25 protein-coding genes and 3 tRNA genes are annotated in these 24,498 nt (G+C 64.5%); 19 read left to right on the plus strand and 9 right to left on the minus strand.

Annotated features, from left to right (window positions below; all coding sequences use genetic code 11):
* Nucleotides 1–69: 69 nt before the first annotated feature.
* A complete protein-coding gene (nadC, locus tag Q9Q79_RS07195; RefSeq protein ID WP_005408846.1) occupies nucleotides 70–921 on the minus strand; it encodes a carboxylating nicotinate-nucleotide diphosphorylase in 852 nt (283 codons plus the stop codon).
* Nucleotides 918–1,187 (minus strand): Trm112 family protein, encoded by a 270-nt coding sequence (locus Q9Q79_RS07200; RefSeq protein WP_005408847.1) that lies wholly within the window; start codon nucleotides 1,185–1,187, stop codon nucleotides 918–920. The genes nadC and Q9Q79_RS07200 overlap by 4 nt, the downstream gene beginning before the upstream one ends.
* Before the next feature lie 58 nt (nucleotides 1,188–1,245).
* Here Q9Q79_RS07200 and purE point away from each other — a divergent pair, with 58 nt between their 5' ends.
* The 3 genes from purE (at nucleotide 1,246) to Q9Q79_RS07215 (ending at nucleotide 3,348) form a co-directional block, all read left to right on the plus strand.
* Nucleotides 1,246–1,749, plus strand: a complete 504-nt coding sequence (gene purE / locus Q9Q79_RS07205; protein ID WP_005412808.1) for a 5-(carboxyamino)imidazole ribonucleotide mutase — start codon at nucleotides 1,246–1,248, stop codon at nucleotides 1,747–1,749.
* Nucleotides 1,746–2,894 carry a 5-(carboxyamino)imidazole ribonucleotide synthase gene (locus Q9Q79_RS07210; protein ID WP_005408849.1) on the plus strand — a complete coding sequence of 383 codons (1,149 nt, stop codon included), beginning with the start codon at nucleotides 1,746–1,748 and terminating at the stop codon, nucleotides 2,892–2,894. Before purE ends, Q9Q79_RS07210 begins: the two co-directional genes overlap by 4 nt.
* A gap of 112 nt (nucleotides 2,895–3,006) precedes the next feature.
* The gene (locus Q9Q79_RS07215; RefSeq protein WP_012479672.1) at nucleotides 3,007–3,348 is read left to right on the plus strand and encodes a carboxymuconolactone decarboxylase family protein; all 342 of its coding nucleotides are present in this window, start codon (nucleotides 3,007–3,009) and stop codon (nucleotides 3,346–3,348) included.
* A gap of 115 nt (nucleotides 3,349–3,463) precedes the next feature.
* Here Q9Q79_RS07215 and Q9Q79_RS07220 read toward each other — a convergent pair whose 3' ends face one another.
* On the minus strand, nucleotides 3,464–4,042 hold the full coding sequence (locus Q9Q79_RS07220; RefSeq protein WP_012479673.1) for a superoxide dismutase: 579 nt from the start codon (nucleotides 4,040–4,042) through the stop codon (nucleotides 3,464–3,466).
* 121 nt (nucleotides 4,043–4,163) lie between these two features.
* On the opposite strand from Q9Q79_RS07220, the gene grxD reads away from it, so the two are divergent.
* The 11 genes from grxD (at nucleotide 4,164) to Q9Q79_RS07275 (ending at nucleotide 17,604) form a co-directional block, all read left to right on the plus strand.
* Nucleotides 4,164–4,484 carry a Grx4 family monothiol glutaredoxin gene (gene grxD / locus Q9Q79_RS07225; RefSeq protein WP_005408852.1) on the plus strand — a complete coding sequence of 107 codons (321 nt, stop codon included), beginning with the start codon at nucleotides 4,164–4,166 and terminating at the stop codon, nucleotides 4,482–4,484.
* Nucleotides 4,481–5,257, plus strand: a complete 777-nt coding sequence (locus tag Q9Q79_RS07230) for an SDR family NAD(P)-dependent oxidoreductase (RefSeq protein ID WP_005412811.1) — start codon at nucleotides 4,481–4,483, stop codon at nucleotides 5,255–5,257. The genes grxD and Q9Q79_RS07230 overlap by 4 nt, the downstream gene beginning before the upstream one ends.
* 232 nt (nucleotides 5,258–5,489) lie before the next feature.
* Nucleotides 5,490–8,738 carry a TonB-dependent receptor gene (locus Q9Q79_RS07235; RefSeq protein WP_080101792.1) on the plus strand — a complete coding sequence of 1,083 codons (3,249 nt, stop codon included), beginning with the start codon at nucleotides 5,490–5,492 and terminating at the stop codon, nucleotides 8,736–8,738.
* Nucleotides 8,739–8,990: 252 nt separating this feature from the next.
* Nucleotides 8,991–10,379, plus strand: a complete 1,389-nt coding sequence (gene ppnN / locus Q9Q79_RS07240) for a nucleotide 5'-monophosphate nucleosidase PpnN (RefSeq protein WP_005408855.1) — start codon at nucleotides 8,991–8,993, stop codon at nucleotides 10,377–10,379.
* A 161-nt stretch (nucleotides 10,380–10,540) separates the two neighbouring features.
* Nucleotides 10,541–11,056: a GspH/FimT family pseudopilin gene (locus tag Q9Q79_RS07245; RefSeq protein ID WP_099527150.1), complete on the plus strand. Its 516-nt coding sequence runs from the start codon at nucleotides 10,541–10,543 to the stop codon at nucleotides 11,054–11,056.
* The gene (gene pilV, locus Q9Q79_RS07250) at nucleotides 11,053–11,526 is read left to right on the plus strand and encodes a type IV pilus modification protein PilV (protein WP_076739101.1); all 474 of its coding nucleotides are present in this window, start codon (nucleotides 11,053–11,055) and stop codon (nucleotides 11,524–11,526) included. The genes Q9Q79_RS07245 and pilV overlap by 4 nt, the downstream gene beginning before the upstream one ends.
* Nucleotides 11,527–11,528: 2 nt before the next feature.
* Nucleotides 11,529–12,689 (plus strand): PilW family protein, encoded by a 1,161-nt coding sequence (locus Q9Q79_RS07255; protein WP_076739100.1) that lies wholly within the window; start codon nucleotides 11,529–11,531, stop codon nucleotides 12,687–12,689.
* A gap of 2 nt (nucleotides 12,690–12,691) precedes the next feature.
* On the plus strand, nucleotides 12,692–13,210 hold the full coding sequence (locus Q9Q79_RS07260; protein WP_076739099.1) for a PilX N-terminal domain-containing pilus assembly protein: 519 nt from the start codon (nucleotides 12,692–12,694) through the stop codon (nucleotides 13,208–13,210).
* Nucleotides 13,211–13,221: 11 nt separating this feature from the next.
* A complete protein-coding gene (locus Q9Q79_RS07265; RefSeq protein WP_099527152.1) occupies nucleotides 13,222–16,986 on the plus strand; it encodes a PilC/PilY family type IV pilus protein in 3,765 nt (1,254 codons plus the stop codon).
* A gap of 38 nt (nucleotides 16,987–17,024) precedes the next feature.
* Nucleotides 17,025–17,447 carry a type IV pilin protein gene (locus tag Q9Q79_RS07270; protein WP_088430691.1) on the plus strand — a complete coding sequence of 141 codons (423 nt, stop codon included), beginning with the start codon at nucleotides 17,025–17,027 and terminating at the stop codon, nucleotides 17,445–17,447.
* A gap of 80 nt (nucleotides 17,448–17,527) precedes the next feature.
* A tRNA-Asn gene (locus tag Q9Q79_RS07275) sits at nucleotides 17,528–17,604 on the plus strand.
* A 48-nt stretch (nucleotides 17,605–17,652) separates the two neighbouring features.
* Here the strand turns inward: Q9Q79_RS07275 and Q9Q79_RS07280 are convergent.
* The gene (locus Q9Q79_RS07280; protein ID WP_076739096.1) at nucleotides 17,653–18,147 is read right to left on the minus strand and encodes a GspH/FimT family pseudopilin; all 495 of its coding nucleotides are present in this window, start codon (nucleotides 18,145–18,147) and stop codon (nucleotides 17,653–17,655) included.
* 171 nt (nucleotides 18,148–18,318) lie between these two features.
* Between Q9Q79_RS07280 and uvrB the strand changes: the two genes are divergently transcribed.
* The 3 genes from uvrB to Q9Q79_RS07295 all read left to right on the plus strand — a co-directional run bounded on the left by uvrB (nucleotide 18,319) and on the right by Q9Q79_RS07295 (nucleotide 20,698).
* Nucleotides 18,319–20,343: an excinuclease ABC subunit UvrB gene (gene uvrB / locus Q9Q79_RS07285; RefSeq protein ID WP_005408863.1), complete on the plus strand. Its 2,025-nt coding sequence runs from the start codon at nucleotides 18,319–18,321 to the stop codon at nucleotides 20,341–20,343.
* Between the two features lie 107 nt (nucleotides 20,344–20,450).
* Nucleotides 20,451–20,525: transfer RNA gene (locus Q9Q79_RS07290), tRNA-Val, on the plus strand.
* 98 nt (nucleotides 20,526–20,623) lie between these two features.
* Nucleotides 20,624–20,698, plus strand: a tRNA-Val gene (locus Q9Q79_RS07295).
* Between the two features lie 94 nt (nucleotides 20,699–20,792).
* On the opposite strand, the gene Q9Q79_RS07300 is transcribed toward Q9Q79_RS07295, so the two are convergent.
* From Q9Q79_RS07300 to Q9Q79_RS07310, 3 genes are all read right to left on the minus strand, one after another.
* Entirely contained in the window at nucleotides 20,793–21,125 is a 333-nt protein-coding gene (locus tag Q9Q79_RS07300) for a hypothetical protein (RefSeq protein ID WP_005408864.1), read from the minus strand.
* A gap of 257 nt (nucleotides 21,126–21,382) precedes the next feature.
* Nucleotides 21,383–21,571, minus strand: a complete 189-nt coding sequence (locus Q9Q79_RS07305) for a hypothetical protein (RefSeq protein ID WP_005408865.1) — start codon at nucleotides 21,569–21,571, stop codon at nucleotides 21,383–21,385.
* 112 nt (nucleotides 21,572–21,683) lie between these two features.
* Nucleotides 21,684–22,253 carry a TlpA disulfide reductase family protein gene (locus tag Q9Q79_RS07310; RefSeq protein WP_201861741.1) on the minus strand — a complete coding sequence of 190 codons (570 nt, stop codon included), beginning with the start codon at nucleotides 22,251–22,253 and terminating at the stop codon, nucleotides 21,684–21,686.
* 162 nt (nucleotides 22,254–22,415) lie between these two features.
* Here Q9Q79_RS07310 and Q9Q79_RS07315 point away from each other — a divergent pair, with 162 nt between their 5' ends.
* Nucleotides 22,416–22,556, plus strand: coding sequence for a hypothetical protein (locus Q9Q79_RS07315; protein ID WP_173364575.1), 141 nt, complete (start codon nucleotides 22,416–22,418; stop codon nucleotides 22,554–22,556).
* 42 nt (nucleotides 22,557–22,598) lie between these two features.
* Here the strand turns inward: Q9Q79_RS07315 and Q9Q79_RS07320 are convergent, their stop codons facing one another.
* Both Q9Q79_RS07320 and Q9Q79_RS07325 read right to left on the minus strand, forming a co-directional pair.
* Nucleotides 22,599–22,883, minus strand: a complete 285-nt coding sequence (locus Q9Q79_RS07320) for a hypothetical protein (protein ID WP_005408868.1) — start codon at nucleotides 22,881–22,883, stop codon at nucleotides 22,599–22,601.
* 30 nt (nucleotides 22,884–22,913) lie between these two features.
* On the minus strand, nucleotides 22,914–23,681 hold the full coding sequence (locus Q9Q79_RS07325; RefSeq protein WP_201861743.1) for a MipA/OmpV family protein: 768 nt from the start codon (nucleotides 23,679–23,681) through the stop codon (nucleotides 22,914–22,916).
* A gap of 145 nt (nucleotides 23,682–23,826) precedes the next feature.
* Between Q9Q79_RS07325 and Q9Q79_RS07330 the strand changes: the two genes are divergently transcribed.
* Nucleotides 23,827–24,498, plus strand: coding sequence for a response regulator transcription factor (locus Q9Q79_RS07330; protein WP_005408870.1), 672 nt, complete (start codon nucleotides 23,827–23,829; stop codon nucleotides 24,496–24,498).

Below are 24,498 nucleotides of genomic sequence, written 5' to 3' on the forward strand. Positions count from 1 at the left end.
AACGCCGGGTGTGAGAACGGGGTCGGATCCCTTTTCCCATGGACAACGGATCGACCCCCACGCCAGGCCTCAACCCGGCGGCGGGCCCAGCTTCAGCGACAGATCGATGGCCTGCACGTGCTTGGTCAGTCCACCGATGGAGATGCAGTCAACGCCGTCCTCGGCGATCGAACGCAGGCCGCCCAGGCCCACGCTGCCTGACACTTCCAGCGGAATGCGGCCGGCCGTGATGCGCACTGCCTCGCGGCGCAGGTCGGGGCTGAAGTCATCCAGCAGGATGCGCTCGCAACCGGCTTCCAGCGCCTGGCGCAGCTGGGCCAGGTCCTCGACCTCGACCACCAGCGGCAGCGCGGGCCATTGCCGGCGCGCGGCGGCCACCGCCGCGGCCAGCGAACCGGCGGCACGGATGTGGTTTTCCTTCAGCATCACCGTGTCATAGAGGCCGAAGCGGTGGTTGTCGCCGCCGCCACAGCGCACTGCGTACTTCTGCGCCAGGCGCAGGCCAGGCAGAGTCTTGCGGGTGTCGAGGATGCGCGTGCCGGTACCGGCCACAGCGGCCACGTAGCGGGCAGTGGTGGTGGCGGTGCCAGACAGCGTCTGCAGGAAGTTCAGCGAGGTGCGCTCGGCGCTGACCAGGCTGCGGCTGCGCCCGTGCAGCAGGGCCAGCACGGTGCCTGCGGTGACCGCGTCACCTTCGGAGACACGCCATTCGATGCGCACGTCCGGGTCGAGTGCGCGGTGGGTGGCGTCGAACCACGGACGGCCGGCAATCACCCCGTCCTGCTTGCACAGCAGGTAAGCGCTGTCGGCCTGGTCGGGCAGCAGGGCGGCGGTGACGTCGCCGCTGCCCAGGTCCTCGGCCAGCGCACGCGCGACATCGGCGGCGACAACGGCCGCATCCGGCGTCGGCAGCGCGCTCATGCGGCCGGGAAGTCGGCGATCTGGGCGGTCGGGATGGCTTCCTCGGCCAGCAGCACCGGGATGCCGTCGTCAACGCGGAACACCTGCTTGCGGTCGCGGGTGACCAGCGCTTCGCGCAGCGGCTGCGCCAGCGGGTTGCCATCGGCCTTGTTCACCGCGCCGGCCGAAATGGCCTTGTTGAGGGCTTCCAGGCCCTTGCCATCCAGCAGGGACAGGGGCTGGCGGGTGTCCGGCGACACCAGCAGGTCGAGCAGCTTGCGATCCATGGTTCTTCGTCTTGCGTGGAAGATGGCTAGAATACGTCTTTAAGGCAGGTGACGGCCAATGACCCCCAACCCGATCGCGCCGCTTGTCGGCATCGTCATGGGTTCCCGTTCCGACTGGGAAACCATGCAGCACGCCGCCCAGAAGCTTGAAGCCCTGGGTGTTCCGTTCGAAGTGAAGGTGGTGTCCGCGCATCGGACGCCGGATGTGTTGTTCAGTTACGCCGAGCAGGCGGGCCCGCGTGGCCTGCGCGCGATCATCGCCGGCGCCGGCGGGGCCGCCCACCTGCCGGGCATGATCGCCGCCAAGACCGCCGTGCCGGTGCTGGGCGTGCCGGTGCAGTCCAAGGCCCTCAACGGCATGGATTCGCTGCTGTCGATCGTGCAGATGCCGGCCGGCATTCCGGTTGCCACCTTCGCCATCGGCAATGCCGGCGCGTCCAACGCGGCGCTGTTCGCTGCTGCGATGCTGGCCAGCGACCAGCCGGCGATCGGCCAGGCGCTCGACGCCTTCCGTGCACGCCAGACCGAAGACGTGATGGCCCACGACGATCCGCGCCAATGAGCCTGACCGTCGGCATCCTGGGCGGCGGCCAGCTCGCCCGCATGATGGTCCTGGCCGGTGCGCCGCTGGGACTGCGCTTCCAGCTGTACGACCCGGCGGCCGACGCCTGCAGTGGCCCGCTGGCGCCGCTCACCGTCGGTGCCTTCGATGACCGCCACGCGCTGGCGGACTTCGCCGCCAAGGTCGATGTGGTCACTTTCGATTTCGAGAACGTGCCCGCAGACAGCGCGCAGTTCCTGGCCGACCGCGTGCCGGTCTATCCGCCGCCGGCCGCGCTGGCGGTGGCCCAGGACCGGTTGAGCGAGAAGACCCTGTTCCAGCAGTTGGGCATCCCGCTGCCGGCCTTCGCTGATATCCGCAGCCGTGACGAGCTGGCTGCGAAGGCGGCTGAGTTCGGCCTGCCGTGCATCCTCAAGACCCGCCGCCTTGGTTATGACGGAAAGGGCCAGTTCCGCCTGCGCAGCGAGGCCGACATCGACGCCGCGTGGGATGCACTGGGCGCGCAGGTCGAGCGTACCGGCCTGATCCTGGAAGGCTTCGTAGCGTTCCAGCGCGAGGTCAGCGTGGTCGCCGTGCGTGGCCGCGATGGCAGCTTCGAAGCCTGGCCGGTCACCGGCAACTGGCATGTCGACGGCGTGCTGTCGGCCAGCGTGGCACCGGCTGTGCTGTCCGATGCCGAGCAGCAGGCCGCGATCGGCTATGCCCGCCGTGTCGCCGAGCACCTGCAGTACGTCGGCGTGTTCGCGCTGGAGCTGTTCTGCCGCGATGGCGAGTTGCTGGCCAACGAGATGGCGCCGCGCGTGCACAACTCCGGCCACTGGACCATCGAAGGCAGCGAGACCTCGCAGTTCGAGAACCATCTGCGTGCCGTGCTGGGCCTGCCGCTGGGCAGCACCCGCATGCTCGGCCACGCCTGCATGCTGAACTGGCTGGGCGCGATGCCGGACCCGGCACCGGTGCTGGGCCAGGCCAGCGGCCATTGGCACGACTATGGCAAGGAGCCGCGCGAAGGCCGCAAGGTCGGCCATGCCACGTTGCGCGATGACGATGCTGCCGCGCTGGCCGATGCGCTGGAGCAGGTCGGACTGGAGCTGGATCGCCAGGCCCAGGTGGCGCCGGCGGTGCACGCGCTGCGCAATCGCTGAGTCCGGTAGTGCCGGCCGCTGGCCGGCAGTGCAACGCTGTGAAGCGCCGGTGCAGGCATCGGCGCAACATTCCCGGTGGTAGCGTGGAGCTCCTTTCACAGGAGTCACCCCCATGCTCGACTGGAATGCCTACCGCAAGGAACTGAAGGGCCGTATCGGTGAGATCGGCAAGCTCTCACCGTATACGGTCAAGGGCTACGCCACCCTGGCCAACGCTGGCGCGCAGACCAACCACCTCGATGCGAAGACCCGCGAGCTGATCGCGTTGGCGGTGGCGGTGACCACCCGCTGCGACGGCTGCATCACCGTGCACGTGGATGCCGCGCTGAAGCACGGTGCCAACCGCGAGGAAATCGCCGAGGCGCTGGGTGTGGCGGTGTCGCTCAATGCCGGTGCGGCGCTGGTGTACTCGGCGCGGGTGATGGATGCGGTGGCCGCGCACGAGAACGCGTGAAGCCACGCTCTGCTTTCCGGTAGTGCCGGCCGCTGGCCGGCAGATTCGCCATCTCTTGTACACCGATGGGGATGCCGGCCAACGGCCGGCACTACCCCGGGGCGGAGCCGTTGCCTCAGCGTAGCTGGCTCTCAGCGAATTCCCAGTTGACCATCTGCCAGAACGCATCCAGATAACGCGCGCGGTCATTCTGGTAGTCGGTGTAGTAGGCGTGCTCCCAGACATCGCAGCACAGCAGCGGCGTGCTTTCACCCGTCAGCGGCGTGCCGGCATTGCGGGTCGCCTGGATGCCCAGCTGTCCGCCCGGATGCTGCACCAGCCACACCCAGCCGGAGCCGAACAGGCCCAGCGCGGTGCGGTTGAATTCCTCGCGCAGGCGCTGCACGTCGCCGAACTGGCGCTTCACCAGCTCGCCCAGGCGGCCCTGCGGTTCGCCACCGCCACGGGGCCGCAGGCACTGCCAGTAGAAACCGTGGTTCCACGCCTGGGCGGCCGCATCGAACAGCTTGCCCTGGGCCTGGCGGACGATCTCTTCCAGTGGCGCGTCTTCCCACTCGGTGCCGAGGATGCCGGCATTGACCGCATCCACGTAGGCGCGATGGTGGCGGCCGTGGTGCAGCTCCAGGGTCTGTGCGGACAGGTGCGGCTGCAGGGAGCCGGAAAGGTAGGGCAGGGCAGGCAATTCGACAGGCATGGACAGGTTCGTGGCCAGAGGGGCGGCGGCAGCCGGTTCCATCCGCTTACAATGGCGGCTACCGTGGGCAGTCTAGCCGACCACCGCGGTCGGTTTGTCCGGCGAAGCAAGGAGTGAGGTTGTGGCGGTAATGCAGCAAATCCAGGCCGAGGTCGATCGTTACCCGCTCGTGCTGTTCATGAAGGGCACCCCGCAATACCCGATGTGCGGTTTCTCCAGCCGCGCCGTACAGGCGTTGATGGCTGCCGGCGCGGTCACCCTGCGCACCGTCAACGTGCTGGAAGAACCCGAGATCCGCGCCAACCTGCCGCGGTTCTCCAACCTGCCGACCTTCCCGCAGCTGTTCATCAATGGAGAGCTGATCGGCGGCTGCGACATCGTCCTGGAACTGTTTGAAGCCGGCGAGCTCAAGCGCATCGTCGAAGAGGCGACCCAGGGATGAGTGCCTGGCCATCGACGTCACCGACCAACGGGGCGCTCGATGGCCGCCCGTTGCAGGATCGCGTGGTGCTGGTTGCCGGCGCCGGCGGTGGGCTGGGCAGTGCGGCGGCCGTTGCCGCCGCCGCCGCCGGGGCCACCGTGGTCCTGCTGGGCCGCAAGCCGCGCCGCCTGGACCGTGTCTACGCCCAGGTCCAGGCCGTCGGCCCGGAACCGCTGCTGTATCCGCTGGATCTGGAGGGTGCGGGCCCCGACGACTATGCCGAACTGGCCCAGGCCCTGCAGCGCGAGCTGGGGCGCCTGGATGGAGTGCTGGTCTGTGCCGCCCATTTCCCCGGATTGACCCCGTTCGAACTGGCCGACCCGGCCAGTTTCGCCCGTGCGGTGCATGTCACGCTCACTGCCCCGGCGTGGCTGGCCCAGGCCTGTCTGCCGCTGCTGCGGCAGCGCGAGGACGCGGCCCTGGTGTTTGCGGTCGATGCCTCCGAACGGGTGGGGCAGGCCTATTGGGGGGGATACGGTGTGGCCCAGCATGGCCTGCGCGGGCTGATCACCAGCCTGCATGACGAACTCGGCCGCAGCCCGGTGCGGGTCAGCGGCCTGTATCCGGGCCCCCTGCGCACGGCGCTGCGCGCCAGGGCCTATTCCGTCGACCAGGACCCGGCCGCCCGGGGCCCGGAGGCCGCCGCTGCGGCGGCCGTGACCCTGCTGTCCAGCGCTGGGCTTGCCTGGCGGGGCCGGATTCTCGACGCCAGTGAGGCGCCCCTGCCGGAATGAGGCCGGGGGAAAGGCGGAGTGAAGATCCCGTCACGATTGCGTTGCGATCCGGTGCCGTTTGTCGCACAACCGTCACATTGATGGCGTAGCGTGTTAATCTAGTGTTAACCGTTGTGGCTGCCTTCAGCCAAGCGGTAGGGAACCCCAGATAAATCTCCGACCAGCCACCCGCAGGGCTGTTTGGATGCGCTTTTTTTCCGCCATCGCCAACTCGCATCGAGGCTACCGAAAAATGACCCACCCACTCCGGATGTCCAAGCTCACCCTTGGTCTCGTGGCTGCGCTCGCCGCCGCTCCCGCCTTCGCCCAGAGCACCTCTGCCGGTGTCGGCGGCCAGGTGATGTCCGCCGCAGGCCAGCCTGTCGCCGGCGCTGAAGTCACCATCACCCACACCGAGTCGGGCACCGTTTCGCGTGCCACCACCGATGCGTCGGGTCGATACAACGCGCGCGGCCTGCGCGTGGGTGGTCCGTACACCATCACCATCACCAAGTCCGGTGAAGGCACCAAGACCGAAGAGGGTGTCTACCTGAACCTGAACCAGGTCAACACCGTCAACGCCAACCTGGGCGGTGACCTGGCTGCGACCAACCTGGACGCGGTGAACGTTGTTGCGACCGCCGGCGGCCTGGACCTGTTCAGCGCCAACAAGATGGGCACCGGCAGCAACGTGACGCGCGAAACGATGGACGCGCTGCCGTCGGCCAACCGCAACATCCAGGACTACATCCGCCTGGACCCGCGCATCTCGCAGGTCAGCAAGGCTGACGGCGCGATCTCGGCCGGTGGCCAGAACACCCGCTACAACGCCATCCGCATCGACGGCATCAGCGCCTCCGATCCGTTCGGCCTGGGCTCCAACAACCTGCCGACCGAGCGTCAGCCGGTGTCGATGGATGCCATCCAGGAAATCAACATCGACCTGGCCAACTACGACACCACCATCGCCGGCGGTACCGGTGCGGTGATCAACGCCGTGACCAAGTCGGGTACCAATGAGTTCCACGGCACCGTGTACGGCTCGTACCGCGACAAGGACATGGTCCGTTCGCGCCTGGAAGGTGACAAGTCGGACTTCAATGGTTTCAAGGACGAGAAGACCTACGGCATGACGTTCGGCGGTCCGATCCTCAAGGACAAGCTGTTCTTCTTCACCAACTATGAAAAGTACGAGCGTAGCGGCGGCGGCGTGAGCCTGAGTGACAGCCCGTACAACAAGGATCCGTCCAAGGGCGGCATCAGTGACGCCGACATCTCGGCAGTCCAGAAGCGCATGAGTGATCTGGGCTATCCGGTCGGCGGCGTTGACGGTCTGAACAACAAGACGACGATCGAAGAGTACGCCGTCAAGCTCGACTGGAACATCAACGAGAACCACCGTGCGGCCTTGCGCTACAACAAGATGAAGCAGGACGTCGTCCGCTTCCCGCAGGTCAGCAGCAGCGCGCTGTCGCTGAGTGACTTCTGGTACACCCAGCCGACCCAGTACGAAACCTGGATGGGTGAACTGTTCAGTGACTGGTCCGAGAACTTCTCGACCGAGTTCAAGGTTTCGCACAAGGACTACTCGTCCAATCGTGTCGCGGCTTCGCACCTGCCGCAGATGCGCGTGCGCTTCGGCAACAACTCGCTGTACCTGGGCACCGAGCAGAACACTCACACCAATCTGGTCGAGTCGAAGGAACTTAGCGCCTTCGGTGCCGGTACCTGGTACATCGGTGACCACACCGTCAAGTTCGGTTTCGATTACACCGACAATAACCTGATGAACTTCTACGGCCGTAATCTGTACGGCGCGTACGACTTCCGCGACTTGGCGTCGTTCCTGAAGGGTACCGCCAACGGCTACCAGCTGCGCGTGCCGCGTCCGGGTGGCAGCTTGGATGATATTCCGGCCAAGTTCCATCTGAAGAACACTGGCCTGTTCATCCAGGATACCTGGGCGATCAACTACAACCTGAGCCTGATGTTTGGTGTCCGTCTTGATATCCCGGACTTCACCAGCCAGAACAAGTACAACACCGACATCCAGTCGCGCTACGGCTACGACAACACCAAACTGGTGGACAAGAGCCTGTTCCAGCCGCGTGTTGGCTTCAACTACACCTTCGACAGCGATCGTCCGACCCAGCTGCGCGGTGGCGTTGGCTTGTTCGGCGGTGCAGCACCGAACGTGTGGCTGGCAGGTGCCTACCAGAACACCGGTCTGAACTACGTCGAGTACAACGTCAGTGGCAACCCGGGTGGTTTCAGTGCTGATGCCGACAATCCGTTCATTCCGGATCCGTCGAAGATCATTGCTCGCCAGAACGTGGACATTATCGCTCCGGGCACCCGCCTGCCGTCGGTGTGGAAGGCCAACCTGGCGTTCGACCATGAGCTGCCGTGGTACGGCATCGTGGCGTCGGCTGAAGTGCTGTTCACCAAGGTCAAGGATGGTCTGTACTTCGAACGTCTGGACCTGACGGACGGCAAGGGCAAGGGTGCGACCTTCGTTTCGGCGCAGGACGGTCGTGAGCTGTACTGGAACCCGGCAGGTCTGAATCAGGCCAACAGCAAGATCGACAGCCGTTCCGGCGACAACCTGGGCATGGAGAACGGCACCAACGGCGCGCTGAACCGCGCCAACCGTCCGAACAACATCGGTGACGTGATGTTGCTGCGCAACACCGACAAGGGTCGTGGCAGCCAGGCTACCTTCTCGCTGGCCAAGCCGCTGACCGAGAACTGGGGCTGGTCGCTGGGTTACACCTACACCCAGTCGAAGGAAGTTAGCCCGCTGACCAGCTCGCAGAACACCTCGAACTGGAACAACACCCAGATCCTGAACGCCAACGAGAACATCGCGTACAACTCGCGCTATGCGATCAAGGACCGTATCACCGGCACCCTGGAGTGGAAGCACAACTTCTTCGGTGACAACGCTACCCGTATCGGCCTCTTCTACGAAGGTCGCTCGGGCCGTCCGTACAGCTACGTGTTCTACAACGATGCCAACGGCGACAGCGCCATCGGCAACGATCTGTTCTACGTGCCGAAGGGTGTGGGCGACGTGCTGTTCACTGGCGGCGCAACGATGGAGAAGAAGTTCTTCGATTGGCTGGCGCAGAACCCGGAACTCGAGGCCTACCGTGGCAGCGTGGTCCCGGCCAACTCGCACCGCGCCAAGTGGGTCAACAGCTTCGACGTTCGTATCAGCCAGGAATTCCCAGGCTTCGTGAAGGGTCACAAGGGTGAAGTCGCCCTGGACATCATGAATGTCGGCAACCTGCTGAACAAGAAGTGGGGCCTCATTGACGACTACGGCTTCTATGCAACCCGCCGCGTGGGCAACTTCGCAGGTATCGATCCGGCCACCGGGAAGTATGTGTACTCGTTCACCGGTGCGGATGATTCCTCGATCCAGGAAAACAACAATGACAAGGGCAACACTGCCGTGTCGCGTTGGTCCATGCAGCTGACTGTGAAGTACAAGTTCTGATCCGTCAGAGCTTGATGATGTAAACGGAAACGGCCGGGGAAACCCGGCCGTTTTCCGTTCAGGCGAAAGTCCTTGCAGGCCACTCTGCATCGGCGTAGCATCCAGAAATGTGCGCGGTGCCAACGCCGCCGATGCGGTCCCGGAAAGGCGAACGCGGGGAGCACACATCCAACGGTCGGGCTTCCCGGCCGTTTTGCTTTTTAAGGGGGCGGCAGTACAGTCGGAAACCTTGAAGGAAGCAAAAAATTGGACATGACCACGAACGAAAAATCAGCCCGCGCACTGCCAGTGCAGGACGCGCGGATCTACCCGCGCGGTGGGCTGGATGTGCTGTCGCGGGCCGAAGTGGCCCGCTTGCGCGATGCCTCTGCCGGCGGCATGCACGAGCTGCTGCGCCGCTGCGCGCTGGCCGTGCTGACCAGCGGCAGTGCCTCTGACGATCCTCGCGCGGCGCGCGATCTGTATCCCGATTTCGACATCCAGGTGGCGCAGCAGGATCGCGGCGTGCGCATCGACCTGGTCAACGCACCGGCCATGGCCTTCGTCGATGGCGAGATCATCCGCGGTGTTGCCGAACTGCTGTTCGCCGTGGTGCGTGACCTGGCCTACATGGCCATCGAGATGGGCCCTGCCTACGCGGCCGAGCTGGAGTCGTCCGAGGGCATCACCAACGCGGTGTTCGGCCTGCTGCGCAATGCGCGCATCCTCAACCCGGGTGACCCGAACCTGGTGGTGTGCTGGGGCGGCCACTCGATCTCGCGCGACGAGTATCTGTACACCAAGCAGGTGGGCTATGAACTGGGCCTGCGCGGCCTGGACATCTGCACCGGCTGCGGCCCGGGCGCGATGAAGGGCCCGATGAAGGGGGCCACGATCGCCCATGCCAAGCAGCGCCGTACCGTGACGCGCTACATCGGCCTGACCGAGCCGGGCATCATCGCCGCCGAGTCGCCGAACCCGATCGTCAACCACCTGGTGATCATGCCGGACATCGAGAAGCGCCTGGAGGCCTTCGTCCGCATCGGCCACGGCATCATCGTGTTCGCCGGTGGCGTCGGTACCGCCGAGGAAATCCTGTACCTGCTCGGCATCCTGCTGCGCGAGGAAAACAAGGACCTGCCGTTCCCGCTGATCCTGACCGGACCGACCGTGGCGGCGCCGTACTTCGAGCAGATCGACCGCTTCATCCGCCTGACCCTGGGTGACGCGGCCGCCGAGCGCTACGAGATCATCATCGGCGACCCGGTGGCGGTGGCGAAGAAGATGGCCAACGGCATCAAGCGCGTGCGCGAGCACCGCCTGGCGCAGAAGGACTCGTTCTTCTTCAACTGGTCGATCGAGATTCCGTGGGAGTACCAGCAGCCGTTCGTGCCCACCCACGAGGCGATGGCCGCATTGGACCTGCACCACGGGCGTGCCCCGCACGCGCTGGCGGCCGACCTGCGCCGGGCGTTCTCGGGCATCGTCGCCGGCAACGTGAAGGAAGACGGCATGCGTCGCATCGAACAGTTCGGACCGTTCCAGATCCATGGCGACCCGGACATGATGCAGGCGCTGGACGCGTTGCTGCGCGCTTTCGTCGAGCAGCGCCGGATGAAGATCTCCGGCGAATACCAGCCCTGCTACCAGGTGCTGGCCTGAGCCCGGGCCGGTGCGATGGGGATCGCGCCGGCCGGGGTGGGAAGGTGCGGGTCGTCAAGGCTTTGACGCCCGTCGCCCTGGATTGACCGTTCATCCTGCCGCCGCTTGCCGGTGGCAGGACGATGGCCCATCGTGGCCATCAACACGCTGGGGAGCGTCCAATGTCTTTGCGCCGGCAAAACGGCTTCACGCTGATTGAACTGATGGTCACCATCGCCGTGATGGCGATCGTGGCCGCGATCGCCTTTCCAAGCTTCCAGAGCACGATCCGCTCGAATCGCGTGGCCTCCACCAACAATGAAATCCTTGGTCTGCTCAATCTGGCCCGCAGCGAGGCGATCCGCAGCAATCGTGGTGGCGGAGTCTGCGGCAGCAGCGACGGTGTCAGCTGCGACGGTTACTGGTCCGGCGGCATGCTGGCATATGCTGATGTGAACGGCGATGGCGCATTGTCATCGGGCGAAACCGTCCTGCGCTTCGTTGGTGGAAATCCGAAGCTGAAGATCACCGGGCCGTCGGCAGTTGTTGCCTTCGACGGACGGGGGCGGCGCCGGGCGAGCAGTGACCAGGAAATTCTTCTGCAGCCGGATGTCTGCAGCCAGGGCGCGCCGCACAAGCGCACATTGATGGTGAACGCCTCCGGGCAGATCCGCAGCACCAAGGACGCCTGCCCATGAAGAGCTGCTCCCCTCGCGCACGGCAGTCCGGCGGCTTCACTTTGCTGGAGGTGCTGATTGCCATCATCGTGCTGGCGTTCGGTCTGCTGGGTTTCGCGCTGCTGCAGACGATGAACGTCCGTTTCGTGCAGAGCGCCAATTACCGCACCCAGGCGACGAATCTCGCCTACGACCTGACCGAGCAGATGCGCAGCAATCGCTATCAGGCGGCGTGGTACACCAACGCGTCGTTTGCCGCTGCCAGCAAGACTGCGACAACGGCATGCACCAGTGATACCGGTGACGTTTCCATTGAGAAGAAGATTGCTCGGTGGCAATGCCAGGTGGTGAAGGCGTTGGGCGACGATGCAGGTGCCGAGGTCACCTACAACGGTGGCGTGGTCAGGGTTGCCATCACATGGGGTGACCAGCGCTGGGATCCGGATGATCCGGACAAGGCCACCACCTTTGCACTGGCTACGGAGCTGTGAGCATGCGCAAGAACCGTCGTGCCGCGATGGCCGGTCTATCGCTGGTGGAGCTCATGATCGCGCTGGTGATCAGCCTGGTGCTGATGCTGGGAGTGATCCAGGTATTCATTGCCTCGCAGACGGCCTCTCGGCTGTCTGAAGGAGCATCGCGTGTGCAGGAGAATGCGCGCTTTGCGCTGGACTTCCTGGAGCGTGACATCCGCATGGCCGGTCACATGGGGTGCGTCAATGACCAGGCGCATGTTGTGAAGAACCAAGGGGATCCTGTTTCACATCTGGGGGCCTCCTCTGGCGACGGCAGTCCTCTGGATTTCAGTGTCTCCATCCAGGGCTATGACGCTCCGGGGACAGCGCCGGGGGGCAATCTTGCACTGGGTGCTGCATGGGCGGCGCCTTCAAAGCTGCCCGCGGCGATCACCAAGCTAGTTCCGGCCCCGACGGGTGGGAGTGACGTCCTCGTCCTGCGTTACCTGGCCCCGGAGGGAGTGCCGGTGACAGCCATTTCTGCCGATAGCGGCAACGCGCTGCTGGACGTTGACGGCAAGGGTGTGGGTCGGCTGAGCAGTGGCGGGGCCGGCGCACCCACCTTGTTCGGGATCGCTGACTGCGGTCACGCAGATATCTTCGCAGGAAAGCTCAGCGGCGCACGCATCACCGCTGCATCAGTCGATCTTTCCCGCTATACGGCGCAGCCAACAGGGCAGGCCATGCTCTACAGGGCCGACTCGATGGTGTACTACGTCGGCATCAATCCGGAGACGAAGCAGCCGGGACTGCGGCGCGCACGCGCTGGGAGCGACGGAAGTTACGCCATCAACGAGGAGCTGGTGGAAGGCATCGAAAGCCTACAACTGTTGTATGGCCTGGACAGCACGCTCGACATCGGCCTGTCGACACCGCCGACAGGCAACATTACCCAGCTGGCTGCTGCAGGAGGCGTCAGCGTGGATGCCAATGCGAAGGGGGCCGCGCAATGGCTGCGCGTCGGGCAGGTGCAGGTGGGGCTCCTGGCGCGTAGCCCGACGCCTGCGTCTTCGCCGGGGGCTGCAAATGCGCTGTCGGTGCTCGGCGTGAGCTTCGCCAACAGTGACAAGCCTGATGGTCGCTACCGTTCCAGCTACGAAGTCTCGATTGCCTTGCGCAATCGCCTGTTCGGGAATTGATCATGAAAACCCTTCCTCGGTCCTTCAGGTCGGTCGGTGCCTCATACCGGCAGCGTGGCGCGGTGCTCTATGTCGCGCTCATCATGCTCATCCTGCTGGCATTGCTGGGCATTGCCGGCATGCAGGTGGCCGGCCTCCAGGAAAGGATGGCAGCGAACTACCGTGCGGCCAATCGCGCTTTCCAGAACTCCGAGGGCGTGGTTCGCGCAGCCGAACGCGCCGTGGAAGGGATCGCCAACCGTACAGGCGATGGCAGTGGTGGCCTGGTTCAGGAATCCAGCATTTCCACCAAGTGCGACGACGGATTCGATCCGGCTGCATGGGCTGCTGAACGCGCCAACGACAAGGCTGCAGCAGTGAATGTGCGCCAGATCGATGCTTGCATCATCGGCGAGTCTTCGCTGGACATGGGCAAGCCATTGGAAAAGGCACTTCCGGTCTATCAGATCACCGGTTTCGCCACGGATGATGCCGACGCGGCGTCGTCCGCTGTGGTCATCGACACCGTATTCAAACTTTGAGGACGCAGGCCATGGCTTCGCGCACGTTCCGTTGGATGGTCGCAGGCAGCACCGTCGTGTTGTTTGGCGGCGGCTACTTCATCTACAGCCTGATGGCCGCACAGGGGCAGGGCACGCTGGCCCAAGCGCCGCTCAACATCGAGGTACAGACGCCTCCTGCATTCGTAATGGCGCTGGACGATTCCGGCTCAATGGTGTGGGAAACGCTGAACAATACCCGCGATGGTGTCTATCACTGGATTGACGGGCGGGGCTTCTACAACGGCAGCACGCCGTACGGGTACGATCAGCCGAAAAATGCCACCAGCCTTCGCTACTACTACTTGACTCCGCCCTATGGGCGGGGAAACTCCGCAATTCCACCATTGGATGCCTTCGGGTTCGCCCGCTCGCCGGACATCAACGGCGCATACTTCGACCCACGCGATGACTATCCTGCGTGGAAAACCGGCTCGAGCGACCCGGCTAAGATGGACTACATGACCATCGATCCGACGGCGGCCCCCGTCGATCCGCGGCCAAGCGGCAGCAGCGGAACTACCTCGCTTGTGCGTAATCTGACCACGACCGAGACGCGACTGCAGAATGACTGGAAGTTCTCGCTGCGCAGTGGCATGGTGCTACCCAAAGGGACGGTGATCCAGAGGTACAATTTCGTATGCACCACCAACCCGTCGATCGATGATCGAAACACCACGGTCGACGGTAGTTGGCGGAGACTGGATCGCGATTTCACCGTCACCCGTGAGTGCGACGCGTCCTTCCAGTACTTCGCGCCCACTTTCTTCCTGGTCGACAAGCGCACATTGCCTGCTGCCTACGGCTACACCGCCGATCCGGTTGCGGTGACCGATCCGGTGGGGGGGCGACCGGGCACGTTGTACAAGTATGAGATCCGACCGGAGAACTTCAGCGGTACCAATGAGTACAAGGCGGCGATCAATAATTTCGCCCGCTGGTTCAGCTTCTACAGGACGCGCCGTGAAGCGTTGATCGGTGCGGCCACCAATGCGCTGCAACCGGCAACGAACCTGCGGGTGGGCTGGTTCCGGATCAATGACCGGACCCAGGCAAAGATGTATGACATGTCGGCTGAGTCGGAGAAGATGAGCCTGCTCGCCGACATCACCCTGAAGATGCGTGCTTCCAGCAGCACACCCAATCGTCGTGCGGTGGATTTCCTTGGGCAGCAGTTCCAGCGGACCAAGTCCTCTACCGACCCCAGTCCTCCTGTTCTTCTTTCCTGCCAGAAGAACGCAGGAATGTTGTTCACCGATGGCTACATCAACGACGACTACACCGCCAAGTCGATGACTGCATTGGCGTTGCCGTATTACGAGGAGAGCCTTGTTTCCGGGCTGGAGAAGTACTCGGTACCGGTGCCTTCCGAGTGCAACGGCAGCAATCCGGACCCAAGCCTGGACTGCAAGACCAACCTGCATATGAACTTCTATGGCGTGACCTTGGGGACGTTGGGCAACCTCTATGGTGTCACTTATGTCCCGGATCCCAAGAAGCCCTGGCTGGTGTCCCCTGATCCTTACAAGAACCCGCCAAAGTGGAGCTCGGCGATCGAGAATCTGACCCCGAACGCGGTGGATGAGATGTGGCGGGCCACGCTGGAGACACGTGGCGAGATGATGAATGCCACACGTCCGGGTGAGATCACTGCAGCGATGCGGCGGATCATCGAGAACGTGTCGGCGGGCGCAACCCCGTCGGGCACGCAGTCGCTGACTGGAGCGCGTATTGGTACCGGTTCGCTAACCGTGGAACCCTTCTACGAGGCGACCAACAACAGCACTGACTGGTACAGCCGTCTGACCGCATATTCGCTGAAGGTCGATGCCACGACGCGCAAGGTCGTTTCCACGCGTGCCTGGGAGGCCAGCGAGAAGCTGCCCGCAGCCTCCAGCCGCAACATCCTGTACTGGAAGAATGGCAATGCCGTGGACTTCTCGGATAGCAATGTGAGCCTTGCTGACCTGTGCAGCAAGCCGACCGGGCTGTACGGCAACATGGCCTACTGCGCGACCAGTGAGATCACCGATCTTGCCGGCAGTAGTTCTGCCGCGATCGCTTACCTGCGCGGCGATACCTCGCGCGAGAAGCGCAACGGCGGCAAGCTGCGCGACCGCACGACCGTGCTTGGCGACATCATCAACTCGGGCCCGGTTCTGAGCTCTCCGACCGACGACTACGGGTACCGTACCCTCCCGGGCATACTTGGAACCACGTATACGGCCTATCTGCAGGCCAAGCGCAACCAGCGCCGTTACATGGTCTATGCGGGCGGCAACGACGGCATGCTGCATGGGTTCGATGGGGGCATGACGGCCGATGGCGTGCAGGATTCCGATGGTGGCAAGGAGGTATTCGCCTACATCCCATCCACGGCGATTGGGCACATGGGCAATCTTCTGCTGCCCCATGATCCGTCCAAGCAGAACAACCAGCGTTTCCAGCATCGCTATTACATGGATGGGCCCGTGGTTGTCGGCGATACCTATAACGGCAGTGCGTGGCAGACGTCGCTGGTCGCCACGGCGGGCGCCGGTGGTCGCAGCGTGTTCGCCCTGAACGTGTCCACGCCGGGAGCGTTCGCGGCGGGCAGCCTGATGTGGGAGATCAGTGACCTCAACAGCAACCTCGATGTGAGTGTCCGTGACAACATCGGCCACGTGCTGGGCAAGCCGGTTATCGTACCGCTCAAGGACAGCAGTGGCGCGGTCAGCTGGAAGGCGATCTTTGGCAACGGCTATGACAGCAAGAGCAAGAAGGCAGTCCTGTTCGTGGTTGACATGCAGCGGGCAGTCGGCGCGAGTTCTCCCGGAATCCGGATGATCACAGCGGAGGAAACGGGAACCAGTCTCCCGGCCGGCAGCAATGGCCTGGGCAATGTGGTCGTGGTCGATCGATGGGGTGGAGCGGGCCAGTCCAGTCGCGTCCGGGATGGCTTTGCCGACACGGCGTATGCAGCTGATCAGCGCGGTGCGGTGTGGAAGTTTGACCTGCGCGGTACGGCCAAGCCGGCACGCCCGGTTTTCACCACGGCAACCAGCGTCGATTCTGCCGACAGGTTGACCTACCGCCAGCCGATCACCGGCGGCCTCACGGCGACTGCGGGCCCCTCCGGTGGCGTGATGCTGCTGTTCGGAACGGGCAGCTTCTGGTTTGCCGGCGATCAACTCGACAAGGCGGTGCAGGGGCTGTATGGCGTCAATGACGTATCCGATGCAGATCCAGCGACGACCCTGACTCCGGCCAATCTGCGCCGATATGCGGTGACCAGCACATCAGCGGGCGTACGCCGGCTGGCCGCCGATACGCCACCGGCGAACGCACGAGGCTGGCGGGTCGAGCTGCCTGCGGGTGAGCGTGCGGTGGGTTACCCGACGGTCGCATCCGGTATCGTGTTCATCCCCACGTATGTCCCGGCAGCCAGTGAGCAGAGCTGTTCAGTGGGCGGAGCGAACTGGCTTTACGGCCTGTCCTCCAATAGCGGTGAGCCGGCGTTGTCGCAGGTCCGGCAGGGTGCAACGAAGCCGGTCGCTGGAACCGCGGCGGTATCGCTGGCCACCGGTGGCAGTGCACCCGTGCGTGATGTCAATCTGTCCATCATTCCCAGGCTTGCGCCACCTGGCCCGGGCAAGCCCGGCGATCCACCTCCGACGCCTCCTGGTGACGTGTGCCTGATGCAGATTTCGGTAGCGGGAGCTGAGCCGATGTACCTGCCTTATCCCTGTGGCCGCCAGTCGTGGAGGCAGATCCAGTGAGCAATGTCGTTTCTCCTTCGCCTGCAGGAACCGGAGTAATGCGCAGAGCACTCGCAGCGGGCGGCATGGCCCGCGGTTTCAGCCTGATCGAACTGATGATCGTGGTGGCTGTGGTGGCGATTCTCGCTGCCATTGCCTACCCGAGTTACGGCGAGCACGTGCGCAAGTCCCGGCGGGCCCAGGTCAAGGCCGATCTCGTGGAGTATGCGCAGCTGGCCGAGCGTTATCACACGGTCAACAACACGTATGTCGGCTTCAAGTTCCCCGGCAATGCAGATTCGATCAACTCTCCTCGCGAGGGCGGGGCGGCAGCCTATACCCTGTCGATGAAGACAGCGCAGTCGACGTTTACTTTTACTGCGACGGCCGCCAACTCCCAGGTGAAGGACAAGTGCGGAGACCTGACGCTCAACCAAGCCAATGTGAAGACGTCCAAAGGCACGCTGTCGGAATGCTGGTGATGGTTGAAGGCGCACTCCCCGGAATTTCATGAACAGGAGTGTTGCACTCTCGGACCGAGGTGATTACAATGCGCCTCCCCGCCCGAATAGCTCAGCCGGTTAGAGCACTTGACTGTTAATCAGGGGGTCGTTGGTTCGAGTCCAACTTCGGGCGCCATGCTTTACGCATCAAAGGCTTGCGGTCATCCGCAAGCCTTTTTTGTTGTCAGCAGGGTTGGTCGGTTTGCGACCGAGTTGATCGAACGCGGCCGCTGTTGCTGACAATTACCCGCGAACGCTCACGGCCATCCGCGCAGATACGTAGTGTCAGGTTGGCGCCGGGGCTTCGGCCATCCGGTTGGAAATAGAGTTGTGGCCGGCCGCTGTTGCTGGTGGCATGGATACTGATGTTCGGGTGACCCGCCTGATGCAGGAGAATGGCATTGACGGACGAGGGAGGCTTTCGACCGCCATCTGTCTTGTACACGATCCAGCCCTCGCTCCAGTCGCTGCCGCATTGATGGCCGTCCCTGCTCGCACAGAGGCCGATCAGCGCTCGCCGCGTGATCGCTTGTGAGCGTGCCGTGGCCAGGCCCGATTGCAGGTTGAAACGGGTGGATTCCGATCGCTGCTGCAACAGCATTGACCGCATGGCAGGCCAGCTGACTGTCAGCAGTACCGCGAGCACCGCGATCACCACCAGCATCTCGACCAGATGCATGCCGCGTGGTGCTGAACGACAGTGGGCGGGAGTGCGATGCATGGCATCAAGCCTCGCGCCGCAGCGGGACGGCCGCCATCAGGCACTGCCGCGCCCGTCTGCCCGGAAAGCCCTCAGCCGGCCGTCACCCCTTGCCCCGTATACTTGTCCTTCCCGGGAACTGGCAACACCATGAGCGACCGTTTCGAACTCGTCTCGCCGTATTCGCCGGCGGGCGACCAGCCTGATGCCATCGCGAAGCTGACCAGCAACTTCGAGGCGGGCATCGCCAAGCAGACCCTGCTGGGCGTCACCGGCTCGGGCAAGACCTACACCATCGCCAACGTCATCCAGAACGTGCAGAAACCGACGCTGATCATGGCGCCGAACAAGACGCTGGCGGCGCAGCTGTATGGTGAGTTCAAGGCGTTCTTCCCGCACAACGCGGTCGAGTATTTCGTCAGCTACTACGACTACTACCAGCCGGAGGCCTACGTGCCTTCGTCGGACACCTTCATCGAGAAGGACAGTTCGATCAACGAGCACATCGAGCAGATGCGGCTGGCCGCGACCAAGACCCTGCTGTCGCGCCCGGATGCGATCGTGGTGGCCACGGTGTCGGCGATCTATGGCCTGGGTGCGCCGGAGGACTACCTGTCGCTGCGTCTGATCCTGTCCAAGGGCGAGCGCATCGACCAGCGCGACCTGATCAATCACCTGACCCAGCTGCAGTACACGCGCAACGAGTACGAGCTGCAGCGCGGCACGTTCCGCGTGCGTGGCGAAGTGATCGACGTGTTCCCGGCCGAGTCGGACAGCGAAGCGCTGCGCATCGAGCTGTTCGACGGCGAGGTCGAGAAGATCACCCTGTTCGACCCGCTCACCGGTGAGACGATGCGCAACATGCAGCGTTTCACCGTCTACCCCAAGACCCACTACGCCACTACCCGCGAGCGCGTGCTGGCCGCGGTGGAAACGATCAAGGTGGAGTTGAAGGAGCGGCTTGAGCAGCTGTACGCGGAAAACAAGCTGGTGGAGGCGCAGCGCCTGGCACAGCGCACGCAGTTCGACATCGAGATGATGGCCGAGGTCGGGTTCTGCAACGGTATCGAGAACTACTCGCGGCACCTGACCGGCAAGAACGCCGGCGAGCCGCCACCGACGCTGTTCGACTACCTGCCGCCGGACGCGCTGCTGGTCATCGACGAATCGCACGTGACCATTCCGCAGATCGGCGCCATGTTCAAGGGCGATCGCTCGCGCAAGGAGACCCTGGTCGAGTTCGGATTCCGCCTGCCGTCGGCACTGGACAACCGACCGCTGCGTTTCGAGGAATGGGAGGCGCGTTGCCCGCGCGCGATCTACGTGTCCGCCACGCCGGGCCCGTATGAGTACCGCGAGGCCGGCGACGAGATCACCGAGCTGGTGGTGCGCCCGACAGGCCTGATCGATCCGGTGGTGGAGATCCGCCCGGTGGGCACCCAGGTCGACGACCTGATGAGCGAGGCCAACGCGCGCATCAAGGCCGGTGACCGAGTGCTGGTCACCACGCTGACCAAGCGCATGGCCGAGAACCTCACCGAATACCTGACCGAACACGGTATCCGCGTGCGTTACCTGCACTCGGACGTGGATACGGTCGAGCGCGTGGAGATCATCCGCGACCTGCGCCTGGGCAAGTTCGATGTGCTGGTGGGCATCAACCTGCTGCGCGAAGGCCTGGACATGCCCGAGGTGTCGCTGGTGGCGATCCTCGACGCCGACAAGGAAGGCTTCCTGCGCTCCACCGGTTCGCTGATCCAGACCATCGGCCGCGCCGCCCGCAATGTGCGCGGCAAGGCGATCCTGTATGCGGACAAGGTGACCCGCTCGATGCAGGCAGCGATCGACGAGACCGACCGCCGCCGCGCCAAGCAGGTCGAGTACAACGAAGAACATGGCATCGTGCCGCGCTCGGTGGCGCGCCCGATCGTCGACGTCCTCGAAGGTGCGCGTTCGGATGCGGCGGAGAAGGAAGCCAAGAAGGGCAAGGGCAAGGGCAGGGCGGGTGTTGCCGAGGACGGAGCCGATTACCGTTCGCTCGGTCCGGCCCAGCTGGCGGCGCGTCTCAAGGCGCTGGAACAGCAGATGTACCAGCACGCCAAGGACCTGGAATTCGAGGATGCCGCACGGGTGCGTGACCAGATCCGGCAGCTGAAGGAAGCGAGTCTGGGCTGAACGCGGCGGTGCAGCATCTTCTTCACAAAAGTGTTGCGCTTCACGGCCGGCATCCGTAATATACGCGGCCTGCACCGACGCAATCGCGGACGTTCAGAAGCAAAAACGGGCGGTTAGCTCAGCGGTAGAGCACTACCTTGACATGGTAGGGGTCACAGGTTCGAACCCTGTACCGCCCACCACGAAGTCTCCGGAAGGGGGCTGTCGTGAACTGAAGAGCCCGGCCCTGGCGCCGGGTTTTTACGTAGCAAGGCCAGCTTTCGGGCGGCAGGAACAAGATGGGCGGTTAGCTCAGCGGTAGAGCACTACCTTGACATGGTAGGGGTCACAGGTTCGAACCCTGTACCGCCCACCACCTGGCTCCCGGCATTGCCGGTGCAGCGGTGGATCACGATGAAAGCCGGCCCTTGGCCGGCTTTTTCGTTTACGACGGTTGCCGGTGCCGAGCGTCAGCGCTGGGCAACCCATTCGTCGATGCTGATCATGCGCTGCAGCCGCCAGTGCCCGTCCACGCGTTCCCAGACCTGCGCGAAACGTGCTGAACCGGCCTGATGCTGCTGGCCGCCTGCAGGCAGGCGCTGGTTGCCCACGCGCAGCACGCGGTCCTGGCGCAACCGGTACAACTGCAGGGCCGTCGGCTCCGGTGTCTGGTCATGTGCCGGGGGCACGCCCGCCTGCCCGACGTCGGCCTGCAGGATCTGGCTGCGCAGGGAGGCATCCCCGGCGTCGGCATCGCGGCCGAACAGGCCAGCGCACAACAGCAGCAGGGCAAGCATCGGCATGGCACGGTGCTCCGGAGAAGGGAGTCCAGCGTGGCACTGCCCCCCGCACTGTGAAACCGGTATGCGACGAAAGCCGGAAAAGCGCCCGCCAAGTCGCTGCGGGAAGGATGAATCCGGGCCAGGAAGTGCCGGGCCGCGCTTCAAGGCGGCCCGGCGTGGTGGGCCACTGCGGGGTGGCCCGGTCATGGCCGCGGCGCTGGCTCAGCTCCGCGGCGGGTGTGGCAGGTCAGCGATGCCGACCCCATGCACGGATCCGGTTACAACGGATCGCAGCACAGCAGCTGGCCGTGCTTGCCCGCGTTGCCGAACGGGCACTGCGGGTGTGGTTCGCAGCCCGGTGCATATCCGGTCTTGGGCGAGACGGCGAAGGCCTGGCTGGCGCCGAAGGCCATGGCCGCGACAACGACGATACCGGCGACGGACGAAAGCACTTTCTTTCCGATCATGTGTATCTCCTTGGTTGGCGTTGTGGAGTTGCAGTTGCCGAAGGCACGGGAGTGCCGGTTGTGGCGCGAATGCGGTAACAGGGGGCCGCGACGCAATGCGCGGCACGCGGGATCAGGGCAGCGCCGGCTTCGGTGCGAGCGACGCGACGGCAGCCTGCACGACCTGGGCGTCGAGCTGGCCGACATGCTTGTAGGCAACGCGGCCATCGGCAGCCAGCACCATCAGCATCGGCGTGACGGTGGCGCGATAGCGCGTGGACGCGGCGGCTTCGTTGTCGATGGCGATCGGGAAGCGCAGTGCATGTTTGCCGGCGTAGTCCGCCAGCTGGTCGTATGGCGGCATGCCGACACCGACCAGTTCGCTGTTGCCGCGGGCCGCAGCGATCTGTTGCAGCTGCGGTACCGAGGCCAGGCAGTAGCGGCATGCGGTGGAGAAGAAATAGAGGATCTGCGGAACCTCGCGGGCACCGCCGATATCGACGAAGGTCTGCTGCGTGGTGCGCAGCACCAGCGCATCCGGGCGACTACCCAGTTCGAGGCCATGTGCTGCAAGACGCATGTCCTGCAGCTGCGTGGCCATCTGCTCATTGATCTGCCGCAGCTGGCGGTTCTGCCATCCGAGCGCGATGACCAGCACGGACAGCAGCAGGGCGACAACGGGGAACAGGACGCGCTTGAGCATCGATCATCCTTGAACACAGCGTTGGGTCGAACATACCCGAACTGGCGCGCAGGTTGTTAAGCGGATGTTCCCGGCACATCCTCCGACGGAGCGCATGTACTAGAGTTGTGCCCGCGCAGGCATGCGTGCATGCCCTCCACCCATCCCCAGGATCTTTCAACGATGAGCGATCATGTGCCGGTTTCCAAGCCCAATCCGTTCTTTGAACTGCTGTTCGGCGGCAACATGCTGGAAGGTACGTTCAAGGCAGTGATCTGGGTCGCCCTGTTGTCCGCTGTGCTGGCCTGGACCACGTTCCGCTGAGCGGGGGCGCGGCACTGCCGCCGCGTTGCGGCTGGCCGGTGCTCAGGCGCTGAAGGCCTGGCGCAGGCTGCGCAGGGTGGCCTGCCGGTGCTCTTTCGCGCTGGCCTCGCCCATCTCCAGTTCCTGCAGGCGCAGCCCGACCAGGGTCATCGAAAGCGCGTATCCCCGGGCTGCGTCGGCAACGCGCGACTGGCCGAGCGCTCGACGTGCAAGCGCGCTTACGTGCTCAAGGTCGGGCATCAGGCCAAGGTAGACGCGTTCGGCGCTGTCCAGATCGGGCGCTCGCAGGATCGCGTGTGCTTCGGAGGTGGGGGAGACGGAGGCCATGGGGAGTCCTTGTCCGTAGCGGGTGCTCGTTCAGAACGAGCGCATCAGGGAAATGAAGGCCGATGACTGAGTGCCGCGTCGTGCCATCGGGCTGTCCTTTACTGCATCGCCGAACCACTGGTTGGCGACCACGCCGGTCGCGCGCCACTTCGTGCCCAGGGGCGTGCTGACTGCGATCTGCAGGCTCGGTGATGTCGCGCTACCCGGGTTGTAGGCGGCAAGTCCCGAGCGCAGCGCTTCCTCATCGTTGATGCCGTAGTAGTAGTCGAGCAGGCGCGCACTGGAGTGCACCACGCCGACCTTGGGCACCCAGGTGAAGCGACCAGCCTGGATCGGATAGCTGTAGTGCAGGCGCGACTCCATGCCACCTCCGTGCCCGGTGACCTCGCGCATCACGCTGGCCTCGACGATGCCCCAGTCGGCGCTGTATTCACCATGGATGCCGGCCATGGCGGACATCTGCCGGCTGTGCAGGAGACGCAGCTGAGGATCGTTCACGTCGTCGGTCTTGAAGCGCAGCGTGTAGGGCGTGGCCGCCGCCGACAGGCGCAGGCCCTCGCGCTTGTACAGGTACATGCCCAGCGAGCCCGGGCTGGCGAAGAAGCGCTGGCCCTGCCAGGCAATGGACGGGACCACCAGTGGCTTGACGTCGTAGTGCGCATACGCGCCCGAGGTCGCGCCAGCACTGATGCCGGCCTGTACGCCCGGGTTGCTGTCGGCGGCCTGCGCGAACACCGGCAGGCCAAAGGCAGCGGAGAACAGCAGCGGGCGCAGCAGGGTCGAGGGCAGTGGCGGCATCGGTCAACGACGTTGCGGAGGATGGCTGCGCATGATGGGGGAGCAACATTGTCAGAACATTGCGTCGGCGCATCCGCCAGGCCGAAGCGGAAAAAGTGGGCGCCAGGCACTATGATCGGCACCGTTTCCGGTAGCCGAGCCCCCGATGCGCATCCTCCTGGTCGAAGACGATCCTGACCTGTCCCGTGCCCTGCAATCGGGGCTGGAGCGGCAGGGCGTGGTCGCCGATGTGGTTGGTTGCCTGGCCGAAGCGGCCATCGCGCTGCGCGAACCGGTGCACCAGCTGATGCTGCTCGACCGCCAGTTGCCTGATGGCGATGGCGCTGGCTTCGTTGCCGTTGCGCGGGCCCTGCGTCCGAACCTGGCGGTGATCATGCTGACGGCCAAGGGCACGCTGTCGGACAAGGTCGAGGGCCTGGATGTCGGCGCCGATGACTATCTGGTCAAGCCGGTGGCGATCGAGGAACTGATGGCGCGCATCCGTGCGGTCTCGCGACGGCCCTCGGCAATGGTGACACCACGCTTGCGACTGGGCCGGCTGGAGTTCGATTTCGAATCGCTGCAGGCGCAGGTCGATGGCCAGCTGCTGGCGCTGCCCCGGCGCCAGGTGCTGGTGCTGCAGGCGCTGGCGATGCGGCAGGGGCGTACCGTCACCCGCAGTGCACTGGAGGCGGCGGTGTACGGCTTCGATGACGAGATCCAGTCCAATGCACTGGACGCGCATATCTCCAAGCTGCGCAAGGCGCTGCAACAGGCCGGGGCCGGCGTGGAGATCCATGTGATCCGCGGCGTCGGCTACCTGCTGGCGGAGGCCTGA

This window comes from Stenotrophomonas sp. a6 (assembly GCF_030913325.1).
Lineage (GTDB): Bacteria > Pseudomonadota > Gammaproteobacteria > Xanthomonadales > Xanthomonadaceae > Stenotrophomonas > Stenotrophomonas maltophilia.

Bases quoted from the DNA above. Each gene is read 5' to 3' on its own strand.
- nadC (WP_005408846.1), bottom strand. From the start codon at position 921: ATGAGCGCGCTGCCGACGCCGGATGCGGCCGTTGTCGCCGCCGATGTC.
- Q9Q79_RS07200 (WP_005408847.1), bottom strand. From the start codon at position 1,187: ATGGATCGCAAGCTGCTCGACCTGCTGGTGTCGCCGGACACCCGCCAG.
- purE (WP_005412808.1), top strand. From the start codon at position 1,246: ATGACCCCCAACCCGATCGCGCCGCTTGTCGGCATCGTCATGGGTTCC.
- Q9Q79_RS07210 (WP_005408849.1), top strand. From the start codon at position 1,746: ATGAGCCTGACCGTCGGCATCCTGGGCGGCGGCCAGCTCGCCCGCATG.
- Q9Q79_RS07215 (WP_012479672.1), top strand. From the start codon at position 3,007: ATGCTCGACTGGAATGCCTACCGCAAGGAACTGAAGGGCCGTATCGGT.
- Q9Q79_RS07220 (WP_012479673.1), bottom strand. From the start codon at position 4,042: ATGCCTGTCGAATTGCCTGCCCTGCCCTACCTTTCCGGCTCCCTGCAG.
- Q9Q79_RS07230 (WP_005412811.1), top strand. From the start codon at position 4,481: ATGAGTGCCTGGCCATCGACGTCACCGACCAACGGGGCGCTCGATGGC.
- Q9Q79_RS07235 (WP_080101792.1), top strand. From the start codon at position 5,490: ATGACCCACCCACTCCGGATGTCCAAGCTCACCCTTGGTCTCGTGGCT.
- ppnN (WP_005408855.1), top strand. From the start codon at position 8,991: ATGACCACGAACGAAAAATCAGCCCGCGCACTGCCAGTGCAGGACGCG.
- Q9Q79_RS07245 (WP_099527150.1), top strand. From the start codon at position 10,541: ATGTCTTTGCGCCGGCAAAACGGCTTCACGCTGATTGAACTGATGGTC.
- pilV (WP_076739101.1), top strand. From the start codon at position 11,053: ATGAAGAGCTGCTCCCCTCGCGCACGGCAGTCCGGCGGCTTCACTTTG.
- Q9Q79_RS07255 (WP_076739100.1), top strand. From the start codon at position 11,529: ATGCGCAAGAACCGTCGTGCCGCGATGGCCGGTCTATCGCTGGTGGAG.
- Q9Q79_RS07260 (WP_076739099.1), top strand. From the start codon at position 12,692: ATGAAAACCCTTCCTCGGTCCTTCAGGTCGGTCGGTGCCTCATACCGG.
- Q9Q79_RS07265 (WP_099527152.1), top strand. From the start codon at position 13,222: ATGGCTTCGCGCACGTTCCGTTGGATGGTCGCAGGCAGCACCGTCGTG.
- Q9Q79_RS07270 (WP_088430691.1), top strand. From the start codon at position 17,025: ATGCGCAGAGCACTCGCAGCGGGCGGCATGGCCCGCGGTTTCAGCCTG.
- Q9Q79_RS07280 (WP_076739096.1), bottom strand. From the start codon at position 18,147: ATGCATCTGGTCGAGATGCTGGTGGTGATCGCGGTGCTCGCGGTACTG.
- uvrB (WP_005408863.1), top strand. From the start codon at position 18,319: ATGAGCGACCGTTTCGAACTCGTCTCGCCGTATTCGCCGGCGGGCGAC.
- Q9Q79_RS07300 (WP_005408864.1), bottom strand. From the start codon at position 21,125: ATGCCGATGCTTGCCCTGCTGCTGTTGTGCGCTGGCCTGTTCGGCCGC.
- Q9Q79_RS07305 (WP_005408865.1), bottom strand. From the start codon at position 21,571: ATGATCGGAAAGAAAGTGCTTTCGTCCGTCGCCGGTATCGTCGTTGTC.
- Q9Q79_RS07310 (WP_201861741.1), bottom strand. From the start codon at position 22,253: ATGCTCAAGCGCGTCCTGTTCCCCGTTGTCGCCCTGCTGCTGTCCGTG.
- Q9Q79_RS07315 (WP_173364575.1), top strand. From the start codon at position 22,416: ATGAGCGATCATGTGCCGGTTTCCAAGCCCAATCCGTTCTTTGAACTG.
- Q9Q79_RS07320 (WP_005408868.1), bottom strand. From the start codon at position 22,883: ATGGCCTCCGTCTCCCCCACCTCCGAAGCACACGCGATCCTGCGAGCG.
- Q9Q79_RS07325 (WP_201861743.1), bottom strand. From the start codon at position 23,681: ATGCCGCCACTGCCCTCGACCCTGCTGCGCCCGCTGCTGTTCTCCGCT.
- Q9Q79_RS07330 (WP_005408870.1), top strand. From the start codon at position 23,827: ATGCGCATCCTCCTGGTCGAAGACGATCCTGACCTGTCCCGTGCCCTG.